We start from the raw sequence: 17,925 nt of genomic DNA on the forward strand, positions 1-17,925 counted from the left end.
AAGAAGCAACAAAAACAGCTTATATGTAGTAAATATAATCATTATTGGTTTTATTTCCCAACTCTGAAACAAGATCAGCCAGAGTTATTGAGTCAACTACTTCGTTAATTTTATCTCGTATCTTGGCCCAGACATCTGCCGTAACACACTCATCAGCCCTGTCACAACTGGCTGGCACATCAGGGTCAATACACTCTACCGGGCATAATGTTCCTTCAAGGGACCTTAAAATATCTCCAACGGTTATTTTATCAGCCGGTCTTGCCAGAAGATAGCCGCCTTGAGCCCCTCTTATGCTTTTAACGAGACCTGACTTTTTCAGGGATGAAAATAACTGTTCCAGATAGTTTTCTGAAAGTCTTTGTCTTTCGGCAACACTTTTTAGGGAAACCTGTCCTTCACTTTCATGGGCAGCAAGATCAACAATAGCCCTGAGTCCATACCTTCCTTTTGTTGATACTTTCACTTTAACCTCCACGCCCCTTATAAAAATTAATTTAGGCAATCAGCCTTTTAAAATAGTGTCTTAAAAAAGCTAATCACCTCAATTCCAATTAAATTACTATGATTTAATCAGATGTTAACACATTAACAAAGTTAATGCAAGCATCTGTTAATTTTTTTATTGTTTTATTTTGGCTAAAAAAACGAACTATAACACCTAGTCTTTAACATATAATCAATTTCGTCAATACTCTTGCCGTTTGAACATACTATAAAAACTCCGTAACCTGTACTGCCTGTACCATCATTAGAACTTACGTTATCTTCGGTAATTGCAGAGAAATCAAAGTTTTTTCCCTGATAAACAACTGCATCCACAGGCTTTTTATAGGAGTACAGGTCAACAACCGTATAACCTCTTTTTTTTAACCCTTCTGCAATATCCAATAGATTTGAAGAAACCGCAACAATCATAAATCCACCTCAAATATCCAATAGTCTGTACCAGGATATTATTTGCTGTGGATTTATTATTATTCTTAGTTCTATTTATTTTTTTCAACATCCGACTCTGTTTCCTGATGTCCGGTAGTATCTGTGAAATTTTTGTTTTCTCTTGCCAGCCTTGGCCTTGAAAACAGAAAAAATATAGCTATTATTAAATACAATGCCACACTTGGCACAATTAAAACATGGAATATCGTTATATTTAACAGCAGAAGTACGAAACCTGCAAGTAATACCCATGCCAAAACTCTCTTAAAAGTACTAGTTTCCATTTTACCTCCATTTTTCGAGCCATTCTTTTATTCTGGCTTCATACCCATTTTGAGTAGGGTTGTAGTAGATTGTTCCCTTCATTTCCTCAGGGAAAAACTCCTGCTTGACTATGTTGTTTTTATAGTCATGTGCATATTTATAACCTATACCGTACCCCAGTTGTTCCATTCCCTTTGCTGCGGCATTTCTCAAATGCATAGGAACACTTCCGGTATTTTTTGATTCTACATCTGATAATGCCTTGTTTATTGCCATATATGCCGAATTGGATTTCGGGCTGCATGCCACAGTAACAGCTGCATGGGCAAGTATTATCCTTGACTCCGGCATGCCTATCATTTTAACTGCTTGAGCTGCAGCTACTGCCACCTGTAACGCTGTGGGATTGGCCATTCCTACATCTTCCGATGCACATATAATTATTCTTCTTGCAAGAAATTCGACATCTTCACCTGCATAAAGAGCCCTTGCCAAATAAAATACAGCTGCATCAGGATTACTTCCTCTCATTGACTTTATAAAAGCACTGATATTATCATAATGCTCTTCTCCGTTTTTATCAAATCGTATTGCCTTTTTTTGAACACACTGTTCTATTGTATCAATTCCAATGTCTATTTTACCGTCTTCGCCCAGTTCCGAGGTAAGGACTGCAAGCTCCAATGAATTCAATGCAGTCCTGGCATCACCGGAACTAACCTCACAAAGGTAATCCATTGCTTCATCCGTTATATTAATCTCGTAGTTTCCTAATCCTCTTTCTTTGTCCTCAAGAGCATATTTTAACAACTCTTTGATATCATCACTTTCAAGCGGTTTCAGCATAAATACGGTAGATCTTGATATTAGTGCCTTATTTACTTCAAAAAACGGGTTTTCCGTAGTAGCACCAATAAGTACAATAGAGCCATCCTCAACAAAAGGGAGCAGTGCATCCTGCTGAGCTTTATTGAACCTATGAATCTCGTCTATAAACAATACTGTTCTTCCATTAGGGTTTAACAGTGTGTTTTGTGTATCAGCTGCTATTCTTTTTATGTCCGCTACACCGGAGGTAACAGCATTCAGCTTTTCAAAGCTGGATTGGGTTGTATTTGCTATTATTCTCGCCAGAGAGGTTTTTCCTGTCCCCGGCGGGCCATACAAAATGATAGAGGTTATTCTGTCAGCCTTTATCATCCTGTAGAGCATCTTGTCCTTCCCGATTATATGTTTCTGTCCGACAAATTCATCAATTGTTCTCGGCGACATCCTGTACGCCAAAGGTTGTATCCTATCTCTCATTTTACACCTGTTATTTCGTGATTGTAAATGACTTCCAGATATCATTAATCTCCTTGACTGCCTTATCAGTTGCAGTCAAATCAGGCATGAAACTCATAAATAAATATGAATAGCTTCCTTTTTCAAAAATGTGGATTTGTACAGTCCCGTATAAATCCTGTTCTTCATCTTCTGCCCGGTACGTATAGTTACTGACTTTTGTTCCCTTGTCCGAAGTAGTACTTTTTGAGGTAAGTTTATAACCAGGCATAGACATAATCGAGCTAAGAAAAAACTTTTCCTTATCCGGAAGGTTTTTGGTTTCAGGAGTATTCTGTGTAGCTTCAATCATTATAAAAGCGTTTGAATTGGGATTGCTGAATTGTATAGTGTTAAACATACTGGAATCCGTCCAATAGCCCGGTATTTTCAAATTCCATTTATAGGCTTTATTTACGTAATTGAACGGTTTATCATTTGGAGATACTCTGTCCTCTTCCTTTGAGGCGTTAAAATCACTTATTTCGTCAACCAGCTTATCCCCATTTTCACTAAATAATGATATTTTATCAACCGTATTCAGATATTCATTTTTTGCTTTGGAATATTCATTTTCAGGAAGCTTTACTGAGATTTCATAAACAAATGAACCTTTCTGTAAGTAATATTCATCAATAACGTAACTTTTTCCACCCTGTTTTATCTTGAACTTAAGGTTTTTAGCGGTTTCTCCGGCTAAAGTTCTTTCTCCGGCACTGACAAAGGTATATGCCTTTGAACTAAAGTTTTTGTCATAACCTTTTTTAACATTTTCTACATATTGTCCCAGAGTTTTTTCTTCCAAAATGTTTACAGCAATTTGAACAAAGTGTTTTGTATCAAGTCCTAGAAAAGTTGTTAACTGATTACTAGAAATTTGAAGATTGTTCCAGTTTGCAGGAATATCCATAGACCATGAAAGGTACTTATTACGGGATGAAAATGAAATATAGTTATAATAGCTCACCTTACCGTTAACTACTTTTGAAAGATCCTGTATTCCTTTTACATTGCCTTTGTATTCAAGGCTAAAGGAGTTTATAATGTCTGAGTAATACTTGTCGGACATCAGATGCTTGGAAGATACACTCCCGTCGTAGCAGCCAATTGTCAAACAATAAAAATACTGACCCTTATCGTAAATCCTTGTTCTTGTGGGTTCATCGTATTCTGATGTACCTGAACACTCGAAGTACGGGACTTTTGCCTTTAGATTTAAATTAGATTCTTCTGTACTATTCTCAAGCTTAAATGTATTTGAATATTGTGATAGTGTTCTGCCATTTTTGGGTTCAACCTTAATTTCAAAATACAACCCTCTACCCTCGTTTGTCAACTGAATAGAGTCGGACTTGAAACTGTTGGATATAACTCTTGAACCGGAAGGTACACTGAGACTCCATCCAAAATAACTATTACCGATTTTAGGGGTACTAATACCACCTGTAAGAAATGATAAATCACTTAATGAACCATCGTCTTCCAGAACAATTTTTACTGTTCCTCTATCAACATCGTTTGTGACAGTCACAGGGAAATTTGATGTTATAAAATCCACAGGAACCATTGTACTGTTGTTTTTTTGTTGAGGAGCAACTGACATGGTCTTTTTTTCATAATTTGATGTGTATAAAGTTTGACCTATAGTTATTTCAGCTGTATTTCCGCCGTAAATGATTCGTTCACCCTCAGAGGTTTTAGTTACCTCGGCACCTATTGTATCGGCAAACCACTCCATAGGTACTAAAAAAGTACCGTCAATAACATACGTTGATTCAGCTATATTGAAATAATTTCCATCTACACAAACCTGATTGGTACCTGCCCGGAGTTCAATTACCGTCCTGTCATCATCAGATGCATATGTACCTGAAATGCTTGCCAAAAGAATTGCTAAAACAATGAGTATACTTATATATTTCTTTTTTTTCATATTTGCACGCCCTTATTAATTAATATTATTTCTCCCCAAAAGTAACAGTTATATTTATTTCCCTATTGTCACGCTGTAGTTTAAATTCAGCAATGTCGCCGGGCAGATAATTCTTTAATTCTTCATTGTAGTCTGTGGTTGAGTTGACCTTAACACCGTTAATGGAAATCAGTCTATCATCAACTTTGATATTGTATTTTTGAGCAGGAGCGTTTTTTTCAATTGATTTTACAGTTACTCCCGATGCAGTATTCGGTAAGCCGTATATTGATGTTATACTGTCGGAAAAAACCAAGCCTAAATAAGGGCGTCTGATTTTCCCAAACTTTTCAAACTGGTCTATGGCATATTTAACTGTATCTACAGGTATTGAAAATCCCATACCCTGTACACCTATTCCAGCATAAACCCATGAATTTATTCCTACTACCTCGCCTTTTAAATTAACCAACGGACCCCCGCTGTTTCCCGAATTAATAGCAGCGTCTGTCTGTAGAAATCTATACTGTCTGTTTTCAGACCTGTTCATCCCGCTGATTATTCCCCTTGTAGCGGAATTTCTCAGACCAAAGGACAATGGTGTTCCTATTGCTACAACCTCATCTCCTACAGCTACTTTTGAAATGTCCCCAAATGTTGCAGGTTGGAGACCGCCTTTATCAATTTTTATCTCTGCCAGATCAAGATCCTCATCAATAGCTTTCAGCCTTGCCTTGTATGCTTTACTGTTTGAAAGTACTACAACAATGCTCTCCATATCTTTTACAACATGGGCATTTGTTATTATGTAACCGTTACTGCGATATATAACTCCTGTGCCGAATATGATGTTGTCTGAAGTTTCATCATATTCGTAACTGCTTTCTTTCAATTTACCTATAATTCCGACTACGGAAGGGCTTACTTTTGATACTACATTTGAAATCCTGTCCGAAGAATTTATTTCGACGGAACTGTTCCCCTGTGTAATTGAAACACCTTCCAGATGGGATGACAATGCATCAACGGATATATACTGCTTACCCTCTATTGTCTTTATTCCGCTCGATAGTTCCTGTCCGTTTATCCTAAGTGTAGTTCCGGCTGCAAAGGTATTTGCAGTGCATAAAATGGAAACAAAAACTAGAACTGCACATTTTGCTAAATTATTCCTTTTCATTTTTACCTCCGTATGAGTTTTCTTTTGTAAACCATGTCCCCAAATGCTTTAAATGCTATTTGAGTAATATTTTATCATTATAATTACGTGAATACAATCAGACGAATCTGTAACCTTTTTAGTTAAATCTACAAATCATGTTGGAGTTCAGCCCTTTCAAGGGGAACATATGCAAGCTTATCATTAATACGCTTGCTTTCCATGAGGGATATTGACTTCACTTTGACAGTAAGCTTCTCAATTTCTGTTTTTTCTGCCAGTGATCCAAAATCCCCCATTTTGACTTCCCTTGCCAGAGTTATGTGAGGATTATAGCTTCTTTCCTCTTTTTGATATCCGTTTTGAGACAGGCTATTTTCCATATTATTGTAAAGCTGTTGAAGTTGTAAACTCTTTTTCAAGCCAACCCATATTATACTCCTGTTTCCTTTCCTGAAATTTCCCAGTTTGTCCAGTCTGAGCTCAAATTCAGAAATTCTGGCTGAATCTTTTAATACCTGCTTTAGATTTTCAACCTGCTGCATATTCTGTTCACCTATAAATCTTAGAGTAAGATGAAAATTTTCTTTAAAGGAAAAATTACCGGAGATACAATGGGATCTGACTTCATGCTGAATTTCAAATAAATAATCCTTTATAATTTCGTCAAACTCAATAGCGAAAAATACTCTCATAGCGACTCACTCCATTTTATATAGGTAAATTTTAACATAACATTTTTATTTTTACATCTTTAATCTTTGCAGATATAATACCTGTTATTCGTTATAGTGTAACTTAAAAATGCATCTGAAACTTAAAGATTCAGATGCACTAAAATAAATATGAACATTCAAGTTATCTTGTTTTGACTGATTGTCTTTACTTTATCTACAAAAACATCTGTTAATTCATGAGCAAATTCCTGAGTATAACCTTCCCCTATTACCTTACAAACAGGCTTTTCTGCATCAGGCAATACCAGAACCCACCCCTTATCACCCACTACTTTAACTCCTTCAATTGTTTCAACACTGTCTGAATTCTCCTCAATTATAGCCCTAATAACCTTTCCTTTTGCAGACCAGGAGCATTTTACCTCTTTTTTTATGATATGAAAATCGGGTATCGAATCCATTATCTTTGCAAGGTTTGTATTACTAAGCGCCATATAGTCTATTATTCTGATAAAAGCTTCTATAGGGTCAAAATTCATAGCAAAGAAATCCAACATACTTTCGTCAAATTCATCATCAAGTATCCTGTTCATCAGCTCTTTTGCTGACGTCTTTGTTCTTATAACCCTTTCTTTATTCTCTCCTGCCATTTTTTCAATTACAGTACTGGCATTTAATGGGACTATAACCTTATTGCCAGCTTTTGATTTTAAATGAATGTACGAAATAAGTGCCATATACAAGTCATCAGCTATTATTCTGCCCTTTGTATCTATAAGAAATATCTTATCATATGAGTTTGCAAAATAAACTCCCACATCAAAGCCTCCGCGCCTGACAACTTGCGAAAGTGTTTTCAAATCTGAAAAAAGGCTTTTTCGTTTATCATGGGCTTCTTTTGTATTAACAAACTCATACCGGCAATTCAACTCGTTTAACACTGCCGACACTATATTCTTCAGATCACCCGAAGGTGCTATTAAGGCAATTTTCAAATCATGGTTTTCCGATATTGTATGATTTAGTATACTTCGAATATAGAATACTTTATGATCGGGTACATTAATAACTGCTTTTATTTCATCTGCCTCGCATCTGGTAAAGTCTTCCCTTATATAGCAGTTTTCAATTTTTCTCTCTTCATTTCTGGAAATATTTCTTCCCTTATTATCTAAAATATCAATTATGATTTTGCCTTTTTTATTTCCTTCGGAGATATGAATTCCACCGGCTAAATTATAGTAGCGTATAGCAGACCTTGTAACAGGCAGCAAGGACGTTCCTAAATCGTAGGCTTCCGCACCTGCTGAAAGCACACCTGAAACGCAGGCGTTTTTCACCATTTTTAAAGCATCTACTTCCTCACAGCTTATAGCCAGTCCCGAACCTTTTTTACATACAGCACCGTAGGCCGCAGCCATTCTTGATGCAAATTCAGGTGTAATATCAACATTGATTTCACCGGAAATTCCTCTGCTTCCAAAAAGGTTTTTTGAATATCTGGAACCCCAAACAATGTTTGTACATACTTCCGTACCCATGTCAATGTGCTTTTCAGGCCAGATCTTTATACCTGGCTTGATCAAGGAATTTTCACCCAGAATACAATTTTCACCGACAACCGTTCCTTCAAAAGCCGCTGTTTTTTCCCTGCATTTAACACTACTGCAAAGTACGCTTCCTCTTAGCTCAACATTATTCTTCAAAATACAGCTATTCCATAAGATACTCCTTTTGGTGGTACTGCCTTCACCAATATGACATTCCTCACCTATGACAGTATAGCGTCCCAGTACACTGCCATCCTTTATAACAGAATTTTTACCTATTAACACGGGAGGCTTGATTACAGCTTCTTTTGATATTGCTACTCCTTCCGAGGCCCAAACCCCCTGTCTGATTTCCCGGGCATTAATGCTTATGTTAACCTTTTTATCAAGAATATCGGTGTGTACTCCAACGTAGGCATCCAAATCGCCGATATCACACCAGTAGTCTTGAGTTACAAAACCATACAGTGGCTCTTCTTTTTTCAAAAGGATTGGGAATAAATCCTTACTGAAATCAAAAACAATTCCCTTTTCGAAATATTTAAGTACCTCAGGGGACAAGACATAAATACCGGTGTTTACAGTATCACTGAAAACCTCTCCCCAGCTTGGCTTTTCAAGGAATCTTCTAATTTTTCCGTCTGCAGCTGTTACAACAACTCCGTATTCTATAGGACACTCAACTTTCTTCAAAACCAGTGTCGCAATAGACCTGTTCTTTTTATGAAACTCAAGAGCCTCTTGCAAATTAATATCTGTCAGAGCGTCCCCGCTTATAACTATAAATGTCTCATCCAAAAATTCCTCGGCATTTTTGACGCTTCCGGCAGTGCCAAGGGGAACATCTTCTGTAAAATATTTAAGGTTGACTCCGTACTCTCTTCCATCGCCAAAATAATCTTTTATTTTTTCCGGCATATACTGCAAGGTTACCGCAATATCCCTGATCCCATATTTTTTCAAAAGCTCAATAATATGCTCCATTACAGGCTTGTTGGCAATTGGCACCATAGGTTTTGGCCTATTACAGGTCAGCGGTCTTAGACGTGATCCCTCTCCACCTGCCATAATCACAGCTTTCATCAGATCCATCCTTTCAAAATGTTTTTGTATAACCTTTTGGTATGTCCAATTAAACTGCAAAATTTGAATGAGAGCCTAAGGAACTATTTTATAATTATTTGTTCCAAATATGATAATGAAATTATTTTTACCTTATGTATAGAAACTATTCGATATAGCTTTACAAAATATTTGGTAATGGTATTTTGGTTTAAAATTTACAAAAGACTGTGCAATGTTATCGCACAGTCTTTTTTCTGCTTTTTATTTTTTTAATCAAGCTTCAGAACGCTCATAAAAGCTTCCTGTGGGACTTCTACAGAGCCGACCTGACGCATACGTTTCTTTCCTTCCTTCTGCTTTTCAAGGAGTTTTCTCTTTCTGGTTATGTCACCACCGTAACATTTTGCCAATACGTCTTTTCTGAATGCCTTAACAGTTTCACGTGCTACTATCTTTCCTCCTATACATGCCTGAATAGGTATTTCAAACATCTGTCTCGGTATTGATTCCTTTAGCTTTTCCGTCATTCTTCTGCCTCTTGTAACTGATTTTTCACGGTGTACTATAAAGGACAAGGCATCAACTATTTCACCGTTTAGCATTATATCAAGCTTAACAAGGTCGGATTCCCTGTAGCCTATAAGCTCATAGTCAAAGGATGCATAACCTTTGGTTCTTGATTTCAAGGCATCAAAGAAGTCATATATTATCTCATTAAGAGGCATTTCATAAGTAAGCATAGCCCTACCCTCATCGATATAGGACATATCCTTGTATACCCCTCTTCTCTCCTGGGACAATTCCATGATATTTCCTACGTATTCTGTGGGTACCATTATTGTTGCTTTTACCACAGGCTCCTCCATCATATCAATTTCAGTAACCGGCGGTAGATTGGTTGGGTTATCAATTTCAATAACATCACCATTTGTGGTTGTAACCTTGTATATAACACTTGGAGCGGTTGTAACCAAGTCAAAATTGTATTCTCTTTCTAGCCTCTCCTGAATTATCTCCATATGAAGCAATCCTAGAAACCCACATCTGAAACCGAAGCCAAGGGCTACCGATGACTCAGGTTCAAAGGTAAGTGCAGCATCATTAAGCTGCAGCTTTTCTAAAGCATCACGAAGATCACCATACTTTGAGCCGTCAGCAGGGTAAATTCCGCAGAAAACCATGGAATTTACTTTTTTATATCCCGGAAGCGGTTCTTTAGCAGGATTATCAGCAAGAGTTATAGTATCACCAACACGGGTATCCCTTACATTCTTGATACTTGCCGCTATATATCCTACATCACCGGCCTTGAGTTCTTCAGCAGGGGATAGTCCCCCGGGTCTGAGATACCCCAACTCGGTGACAACAAATTCTTTTTTAGTGTACATCATTCTGATGGTGTCGCCTGTTCTGACAGTACCTTCCTTAACCCTCATATAAACTATGACGCCCTTGTAACTGTCATAGAATGAGTCAAATATCAAAGCTCGCAGCGGTGCATTTTCATCAGAATCGGGACACGGAATCATATCAACTATTTTTTCAAGAACCTCTTCAATATTTAGCCCGTTCTTGGCTGAAACCATTGGTGCTTGCGAAGCATCAAGCCCTATAACATCCTCTATTTCCTTCTTTACAACGTCGGGTTGTGCACTTGGAAGATCTATTTTATTTATAACCGGCATTATCTCCAGATTATGCTCCAGTGCAAGATAAACGTTTGCCAATGTCTGGGCTTCTATGCCCTGTGCCGCATCAACAACAAGAATGGCACCTTCGCAAGCAGCAAGGCTTCTTGACACCTCATAATTAAAGTCAACATGTCCGGGAGTATCTATTAAATTATAAATGTATTCATGACCGTCAGGTGCTTTATATACCATTCTGACCGCTTGGGCCTTTATGGTTATCCCACGTTCTCTCTCGAGCTCCATATTGTCCAGAACCTGTTCCTGCATTTCTCTGGATGTCAGAACCCCCGTCTTCTCCAACAATCTGTCTGCCAGGGTTGACTTACCATGATCTATATGTGCTATTATACAAAAATTTCTTATATATTTCTGTCGTTCACTAGGCATTTATTACCTCCAAAGCTTTGATTCCACATAAACACAATTATGCGCATTTAATTATACCATATACTTTTAAAGGTGCAATATAGTGATTTGATACTTATTGTCCCAAAAACACAAAGCTATAGTCACCACTTTTTGCAGGTGACTATAGCTCATGACTTAAGTCCCGAATAATAATTACTCTTTAATACCGGAAATCTCAAAGTACTCCTGATCCTTCACCTTGCTTACAGACAGGGTTACTATGGTGTCAGACGATTTTCCAGTAGATGTAGCCCAATGGAATGTTATTTTAAAAGTACCATCGCCGTTATCCTTAACATTATATGTTGTAACCCACGGGCTGGATACCCCTGTTACCCAATTCATTTCTTCAAAACCCGTTTTGTTGGCAGCCCTTAATTTTGCTGACATAAGGCCGTACTGAATTACTCCTTTACGTTCCTTTACAGCTTTTGCATATAAATCAGCACATTCTTTTCCACTGTCAGCTCTCATAAACTCAGTGCTCTGTATATCAAACTGACTCGGGGTTACGGTTGATTTAGTGAAAAACCGTATTCCCTCTCCGTCATAACTTACATCCTCTTTTAAAACTTCTGAAAAGTATGAAATAGGTACATACATTACATTCCCTACTATTTTAGCAGGAGTCAGCTTTATTTTTTTTGAACCTTCTGTGTAATATGTGTCAACATTATTCTTAATATATCCACCTGCTATGCTTGCTCCCTTCTTTGAATCCCAGCCTACCTTGTAGCCAAGAATTTCAGCAGTTGTTTTGAGGGGTACCATTAATACATAGTCTTTTTCAAACGTTTTGAACTGGGTTTTCATGCTTGTACCATTAAATCTTATTTTCTCAAGAGGTTTTGCATTTATCATTTGGTTATAGACGTCATCCTTCAGCAATCCTTTAAGCTCTTTGGCAGGTAGGCTGAATTTTGATATCCCCCCTGCATATGGCCTTAATTCATATACTCCGAAGTATATTACAAGTCTGTTTCCGTCAATATAAAACTTGTAATTACTCTTTGCTTCATCTACAGTAGTCTTTGCATCATCAAAATACATATCCTTTTCTTTATCTATTGACTTTTTAATTTTATCAAGAATAACATTCTTGTAGTTTGAGTTGGGATTAAACAAAGAATTAAACGAATATATTTCACCTGATTTGGTATTTACAGTATATGATTCCAGAGTAGTCATACCGTGTGCACCACCGGTGTACACATATGTATTTGTAATCAGGGATAGAATATCACCGCTTGTGTTGTAATCAAATAATGAATCTATGGATGCTAAAGGAAGATTTTGTTCTCTTGGAGGCATATCTTTTATGTATTCATCCAAATACGCCTGTTCTCTCCTGATAAATCCGATAGAATCAAGGTTTGAATTATTGAGTAAATCATTTATTTTTTTAGCTGAAGTAAACCCGCTTAAAACAGGATATATTATCTTAATGGAACAGATGCCATCAATTTTTTCTATCTTTGCAGTCTCAACTTTTGCAGACGTTTCTGAGTCCGCAGCGACAGATGAAACACCTGTAACAGCCGGAAATAAAGTTAATGCTATTGCAATAATCATAACAAATAATAGTGCTTTTTTCATTGTGTCAGACCCTTTCTGTTTTTAAATTAATATCTAAATGTAGATTAACACATCCTACCGATATATTGGTAACAATATGGTTACACTACCGGTCAGTAATAAAAAAAGCTCTTACTTTTAAAACATTACCCTTTAAATACTTCAAATTAAGGTCAAAATAATTACCTAAAAAGGTTATCCGATATATATTTGGATCAACAGACGATATTTGCATAATTTCCATTTTGGGTTCACCATAGTAAATATAACTTTTACTATAATCAACTGCTAAAAGTCCAAATACAAGAATCAGCACAAATACTACTGATACAAGTGCAATTTTAAATCGGTACAATCTCCTTTGCTTGAATCTTGTTTTTCTTGGCATATATAACCCCGCATTTTTTGTTATTTTCGGGTTCAAATCCGTTTTAGTAACAAACCCTTATGTACATTTTTAACAATACAAAGTTATTTTAACCCTATTTCTTTTTGGATATAACATCATTTATAGCCTCTGCCAAATACGATGTACTACGGACACATTCATCAATTACATTTCCGTCCCCTCCTATTTCCACTATAACCGAACCGTTCATTAAATGCTGGTTGTACCTGTTTTTACTTACGTAGATTGGCTTTGCTATTCCTGGACATATTTCGTTCAGCCTGGCCTGGACTTTAATTGCAAGTTTCAGGTTCTCCTTCCACCGTGGGTTGCTTAGCTTGGCATCTGTACCAATAACAAACATTATTTCCGCTACATTTTTGCCGTTAATTTTCTTCACTGCTCGCAGTTTTCCTTCGCCTGCGGCATCACGGTGAAGGTCTATGGCCATTTTAAGGGAAGAATACTTGTCAACATAGCCTGTCAGCGTATTAAGAGACTTTACATAGGAACTGTTATAGTCAGCATCATGTATGGTAGTATTATGCAGAACATCTATATTATATTTTTTCAGATTATTTATCAAAGCGTCTCCAACTCTGACAACATTGTATTTATTGTTAGTGGTCCTTGAAGGGGTGTTGCTTTTACCTATTTCGTCGGCGCTCTTTAAAAAGCACTCCGTTGTGTGGGTATGATAAATAAATATCTTAGGGCCTTTTTTATCAGGAGCAAGCTTTAAAGGCTCATTAAGCAACTTCTTTATATCTATTTTTAAGCTTGTTTCGTTTTTAATGTTGATTTTTCCACTTGAAACAATAGGATTATTTTTCTGATCCGTTTCTTCAACATCACCCTCAAAGGTTATACTGCTTGATGCCTCTTTTAACTGTCCTGCGGGAGTATCTGAAGGCTTTTTAGATACATTTTCCTGTTGCTGTACAGGTTTTGTCTGTGCATCTTGGATTTTGTTAATCTCCTGTTGTACTTTTTCAGAAGCAGGCGGCTGATATTTTTTATCATAAAACATTTTAAAATATGGATAGTTTGTATTTAATATTGTTATGGGATTGTACAGGTCAATTCCAAAAAGCTTAAAAACATGCTCCTTTATGCTTTCGGATGATTCTATTGTTGAAGAAGCTTTCGGGCTAATCTGTTTAAAATCGATTGGTATATTTACCTTTCCGTTAGCCAATCTAAAGGCTAACCCCCCCAGTACAATACCACCAACGGCACACAAAATTATAGGTAGTTTTGTCAGATTACCCTTATTTCCTTCCAGATAGGTATTATCGTAAATAGTATCTCTCATAGCGTTGACCTCCATATCTAACGGCAAAATCCTTATAAATTTCGGGTTATAAAAACTATATTCATATAAAATAAAAATATTACTGGCTTGTACATATTTTCAAAATTTGTAACGTATTCATGGGAAATATTGTAATATAATTTAGTACTATTTATATGAATGAAGTTCTAAAAATAGTCAATTCTAAATATACCTTATAGAATATAATTGAAATGGGGGAAGATATTTTGAATTTTTGCACGATTAGATGCTGCATTTGTGAAAGTGTGCTATTAAACCTTCCGGAAGAAGAAATAAGCAGACTGAATGGACTTACTTTCAGATGTGAAAGCTGCGGGCATAAGCTTTTACTTGACGGAACAAATGTATCAAAGGATATGAGTGTCGACTCAACTTATAATTTGTATAAATACGACTTGAATATCTAGCCAAACGGGAGTGCCATTACCTGTTAAGTACAGTAAAGGCACTCCTGTTTATATAAATTATCTTTTCTTTATTTTCTATATAAACCATCCCCTTCATGTTAAGAATATCTTAAGAATTTTATCAATAGTTCCGTAAGATTGTCCTGCTATTATTGTGTAATGTAGATTATAGCTATATTTTACATGTCCTGAAAACCGAATAAAAGGATGTGATATAATGTTTGCGTTGAATAATTTCAACTTTAACATAACTTTAGCAGTATACTTTGGGAGGTAGTTTTTTGTGAATATTCTTGTTTGTGATGATGATAAGGAAATTGTGGATGCCATCGAGATATATCTGAAAAATGAAGGTTATTGTGTTTATAAGGCATATAACGGTGCTGAAGCTCTTTCAGTATTTGATAATTCTGAAATACATCTGGTTATCATTGATATAATGATGCCTGTAATGGATGGAATCCGTGCCACTATGAAAATTCGTGAAAAGTACAATATTCCTGTCTTAATGCTAAGTGCAAAATCAGAAGACACAGACAAGATCATTGGTTTAAACATGGGTGCGGATGATTACGTTACCAAGCCGTTCAACCCTCTTGAACTCGTTGCCAGAGTAAAGTCACTGCTTAGAAGGTATGTATCATTGGGCAGCTTTGTTACAAACTCAGGTGTATTCAAAACAGGAGGCCTTGTTATTGATGATGACGCAAAGGAAGTAAGAATCGATGATAAACCGGTAAAGTTAACACCTGTTGAATATAAAATTCTAAAATTTTTATGTGAAAATGCCGGAAAAGTGTTCTCCATTGACCAAATATATGAGCAGGTGTGGAACGAACCCTCCTTTTCACCTGAAAATACAGTTGCTGTTCATATAAGAAGAATTCGCGAAAAAATTGAAATTAACCCGAAAGAACCAAAATATTTAAAGGTGGTATGGGGAATTGGATATAAAATTGAAAAAATATAGATATTCCGTCTGGCTGAAAACTTTGGCAGTAATAGTATGTGTTGCGGGAATGCTTACAGTAGCATACGGATTGGAAAAAGCCCCTTATTTTGATACCGGAATTCAGAATAAGGATTTTAAGAAAAGTATGTACCTTCGGGACATTCTAACAGAAACTTACAATCAGGTTTTTGATATTACCGTGAACTACATAAATGAAGAAAATATAAAATCAGGAGCCTGCTTGGATAAAAACAATATAAACGATAGAAAAAATCAACTTCTGAGCGATAAACAAATGGAGATTAACCGAATAAACGATTATTATCGTTCAATGCTGGTCAATTATACAAGCGTAAATGATGATTTTAACGATACTATCGACTCTCAGGGCGAAAAAAGTCCTGAAACGCAAAAATTGCTGGATGAGAGAAAAAGTGAAATTGATAAATTAGAAAACGAATATAAAACCAAAATATATGACATCGAAGCCGATTATATCAAGGAACAGTTGGCAGATTACCATATGAAACTGGATTCCCTGAAGAAAACTAAAGGAATCTATTACGCTGTTGTAAGAAATGGTACCGTAACGTTAACAAATAACAGTAACTATAACGTTACAGATTTCTTTAATTCACTCCCTGTAAATTTTCAATTTAAGCAGCCAGGTGAAAATAAGAATCTTGACATATTTTTTTATACAGGCAATATTCCCTCAGATACTACTATCTTTCTGGGGTTATCTCAGGAACGATACGATGCCGAACTGTCAGTCTATAATAGAAATGTTCATGAAGGACTGTTAGGAATCAAATTTGTAGTAATTGGAATAGTGGTCTTTTTATTTGCCCTTTCCTATATTGTTTATGCGGCAGGACGAAGCAGACGTAAAGACGGGCTCCTGCTTATTCCCATAGATGATATATATCTTGATGCTGCCTTAGCAGTTTTAGCAGGAATTGTAGTTATTTGCATTGCCTCTGTTTTTGAGTATGGAAGGTATGTAATATACAAAAATAGCTCCTACTACAATGTAAATATTTTGACTCTTCTGTTAGGTGCTGCAATATCCATTGGAACACTTGCCGGAATCGTTTTTGTTACTATGTTTGTAAGAAGATTTAAGAGGCATGAAGTTCTAAAGAGTACTGTTATCTGCAGAGCTTTTATATGGATAAAAAATAGCTTTTTCAAGAAATTATTCAAAAAAATTCTCTCTGTATATGATAACAGTCCTGCAGCATTAAGATTAATTCTCATTTTTGGAATATATGCTCTTGCCACATTGGTTGGCGTAGCATTATTGTTTACAAAATCACTTGGCATTCTGGTTGGCCTGGTCATGGTAGTTGGTATTAATGTTACAGCAGTGTATTTTCTGATGAAGGCCTTTAAGATTCTGAAGATTATAACGGAAGGTGCAAAAAGAATCCGCTCCGGGGAACAGTCAACTAATATTCCCCCTCAAAGAATCCCTGAGTTTAAAGAGCTCTCCGAAACCATTGACAGTATTGCGGACGGCTTGAAACTTGCAGTAAGCAGTCAGGTAAAGGCCGAGAGGATGAAAGCCGAGTTGATTACTAACGTCTCTCATGACCTTAAAACTCCTTTGACCTCTATAATAACCTATGTTGATTTGTTAAAAAGCGAGGGACTTGCTTCTGAAAACTCTAAAAAATATCTTGAAATAATTGATAAAAAGTCTCAAAGGCTTAAAACATTAACGGAAGACTTATTTGAGGCTGCAAAAGCATCCAGTGGAAGCATAACTGTTAACCCGGAAGAAATAAATATTGTATCCTTAATAAATCAAGGCCTTGGTGAATTGTCAGACAAAATTCAGGCATCAGGACTGAATTTCAGGACTAACTTTTCATCTGATAAACTACTTGTCATAGCTGACGGCAAGCTTCTTTGGAGGGTTATAGAAAACTTGATTTCAAATGTTTTCAAGTATGCAATGCCAAATTCCAGAGTTTATATTGAAACTGCTGATGTAAATGACAACATAGTTGTTTCAATAAAAAATATTTCTGCATATGAATTGAATATTCCCGCTGACGAGCTGATGGAACGCTTCAAGCGTGGAGACTCATCCCGTAACAGTGAGGGGTCCGGCCTCGGTCTTTCAATCGCCAGAAGCCTCACGGAAATCCAGGGTGGAAGTTTTTCAATCAGTATTGACGGAGACCTTTTTAAAGCAACAGTTGTAATACCTAAAGCGAAATAAACTATTGAAAAAGCTTCAGGATATCTATCCTGAAGCTTTTTTTATTTCC

At 36.4% G+C, this 17,925-nt stretch carries 15 protein-coding genes; 3 read left to right on the plus strand and 12 right to left on the minus strand.

Annotated elements, in window-relative coordinates; translation table 11 throughout:
- Positions 1-19: 19 nt before the first annotated feature.
- The 12 genes from CLO1100_RS10975 to CLO1100_RS11030 form a co-directional block, all read right to left on the minus strand.
- On the minus strand, positions 20-466 hold the full coding sequence (locus CLO1100_RS10975; protein WP_014313816.1) for an Rrf2 family transcriptional regulator: 447 nt from the start codon (positions 464-466) through the stop codon (positions 20-22).
- A gap of 173 nt (positions 467-639) precedes the next feature.
- Positions 640-918: a YkuS family protein gene (locus tag CLO1100_RS10980; protein ID WP_014313817.1), complete on the minus strand. Its 279-nt coding sequence runs from the start codon at positions 916-918 to the stop codon at positions 640-642.
- 71 nt (positions 919-989) lie between these two features.
- On the minus strand, positions 990-1,223 hold the full coding sequence (locus CLO1100_RS10985; protein WP_014313818.1) for a hypothetical protein: 234 nt from the start codon (positions 1,221-1,223) through the stop codon (positions 990-992).
- A 1-nt stretch (position 1,224) separates the two neighbouring features.
- Complete coding sequence (locus tag CLO1100_RS10990) at positions 1,225-2,508, minus strand: replication-associated recombination protein A (protein ID WP_041700429.1); 1,284 nt, start codon at positions 2,506-2,508, stop codon at positions 1,225-1,227.
- Positions 2,509-2,518: 10 nt separating this feature from the next.
- Positions 2,519-4,459, minus strand: a complete 1,941-nt coding sequence (locus tag CLO1100_RS10995; RefSeq protein WP_014313820.1) for a copper amine oxidase N-terminal domain-containing protein — start codon at positions 4,457-4,459, stop codon at positions 2,519-2,521.
- Between the two features lie 25 nt (positions 4,460-4,484).
- Entirely contained in the window at positions 4,485-5,618 is a 1,134-nt protein-coding gene (locus CLO1100_RS11000; protein ID WP_014313821.1) for a trypsin-like peptidase domain-containing protein, read from the minus strand.
- 128 nt (positions 5,619-5,746) lie between these two features.
- Positions 5,747-6,292, minus strand: a complete 546-nt coding sequence (gene thpR, locus CLO1100_RS11005) for an RNA 2',3'-cyclic phosphodiesterase (RefSeq protein ID WP_014313822.1) — start codon at positions 6,290-6,292, stop codon at positions 5,747-5,749.
- A 158-nt stretch (positions 6,293-6,450) separates the two neighbouring features.
- On the minus strand, positions 6,451-8,907 hold the full coding sequence (locus CLO1100_RS11010) for a mannose-1-phosphate guanyltransferase (protein WP_014313823.1): 2,457 nt from the start codon (positions 8,905-8,907) through the stop codon (positions 6,451-6,453).
- Between the two features lie 251 nt (positions 8,908-9,158).
- On the minus strand, positions 9,159-10,967 hold the full coding sequence (lepA, locus tag CLO1100_RS11015) for a translation elongation factor 4 (protein ID WP_014313824.1): 1,809 nt from the start codon (positions 10,965-10,967) through the stop codon (positions 9,159-9,161).
- Between the two features lie 174 nt (positions 10,968-11,141).
- Complete coding sequence (locus CLO1100_RS11020) at positions 11,142-12,584, minus strand: DUF3298 domain-containing protein (RefSeq protein WP_014313825.1); 1,443 nt, start codon at positions 12,582-12,584, stop codon at positions 11,142-11,144.
- A gap of 85 nt (positions 12,585-12,669) precedes the next feature.
- Positions 12,670-12,951, minus strand: a complete 282-nt coding sequence (locus CLO1100_RS11025; protein ID WP_014313826.1) for a hypothetical protein — start codon at positions 12,949-12,951, stop codon at positions 12,670-12,672.
- A 94-nt stretch (positions 12,952-13,045) separates the two neighbouring features.
- Entirely contained in the window at positions 13,046-14,266 is a 1,221-nt protein-coding gene (locus CLO1100_RS11030; protein WP_014313827.1) for a stage II sporulation protein P, read from the minus strand.
- Between the two features lie 227 nt (positions 14,267-14,493).
- On the opposite strand from CLO1100_RS11030, the gene CLO1100_RS11035 reads away from it, so the two are divergent.
- The 3 genes from CLO1100_RS11035 to CLO1100_RS11045 all read left to right on the plus strand — a co-directional run bounded on the left by CLO1100_RS11035 (position 14,494) and on the right by CLO1100_RS11045 (position 17,876).
- Positions 14,494-14,694, plus strand: a complete 201-nt coding sequence (locus CLO1100_RS11035; RefSeq protein ID WP_014313828.1) for a hypothetical protein — start codon at positions 14,494-14,496, stop codon at positions 14,692-14,694.
- 283 nt (positions 14,695-14,977) lie between these two features.
- Positions 14,978-15,664: a response regulator transcription factor gene (locus tag CLO1100_RS11040; RefSeq protein WP_014313829.1), complete on the plus strand. Its 687-nt coding sequence runs from the start codon at positions 14,978-14,980 to the stop codon at positions 15,662-15,664.
- On the plus strand, positions 15,639-17,876 hold the full coding sequence (locus tag CLO1100_RS11045) for a HAMP domain-containing sensor histidine kinase (RefSeq protein ID WP_014313830.1): 2,238 nt from the start codon (positions 15,639-15,641) through the stop codon (positions 17,874-17,876). Before CLO1100_RS11040 ends, CLO1100_RS11045 begins: the two co-directional genes overlap by 26 nt.
- Positions 17,877-17,925: the final 49 nt, after the last annotated feature.

The sequence above is a fragment of the Clostridium sp. BNL1100 genome (assembly GCF_000244875.1).
Taxonomy (GTDB): Bacteria; Bacillota; Clostridia; order Acetivibrionales; family DSM-1351; genus Ruminiclostridium.

Bases quoted from the DNA above. Each gene is read 5' to 3' on its own strand.
- CLO1100_RS11010 (WP_014313823.1), bottom strand. From the start codon at position 8,907: ATGAAAGCTGTGATTATGGCAGGTGGAGAGGGATCACGTCTAAGACCG.
- CLO1100_RS10985 (WP_014313818.1), bottom strand. From the start codon at position 1,223: ATGGAAACTAGTACTTTTAAGAGAGTTTTGGCATGGGTATTACTTGCA.
- thpR (WP_014313822.1), bottom strand. From the start codon at position 6,292: ATGAGAGTATTTTTCGCTATTGAGTTTGACGAAATTATAAAGGATTAT.
- CLO1100_RS10980 (WP_014313817.1), bottom strand. From the start codon at position 918: ATGATTGTTGCGGTTTCTTCAAATCTATTGGATATTGCAGAAGGGTTA.
- CLO1100_RS10995 (WP_014313820.1), bottom strand. From the start codon at position 4,459: ATGAAAAAAAAGAAATATATAAGTATACTCATTGTTTTAGCAATTCTT.
- CLO1100_RS11025 (WP_014313826.1), bottom strand. From the start codon at position 12,951: ATGCCAAGAAAAACAAGATTCAAGCAAAGGAGATTGTACCGATTTAAA.
- CLO1100_RS10990 (WP_041700429.1), bottom strand. From the start codon at position 2,508: ATGAGAGATAGGATACAACCTTTGGCGTACAGGATGTCGCCGAGAACA.
- CLO1100_RS11000 (WP_014313821.1), bottom strand. From the start codon at position 5,618: ATGAAAAGGAATAATTTAGCAAAATGTGCAGTTCTAGTTTTTGTTTCC.
- lepA (WP_014313824.1), bottom strand. From the start codon at position 10,967: ATGCCTAGTGAACGACAGAAATATATAAGAAATTTTTGTATAATAGCA.
- CLO1100_RS11020 (WP_014313825.1), bottom strand. From the start codon at position 12,584: ATGAAAAAAGCACTATTATTTGTTATGATTATTGCAATAGCATTAACT.
- CLO1100_RS11030 (WP_014313827.1), bottom strand. From the start codon at position 14,266: ATGAGAGATACTATTTACGATAATACCTATCTGGAAGGAAATAAGGGT.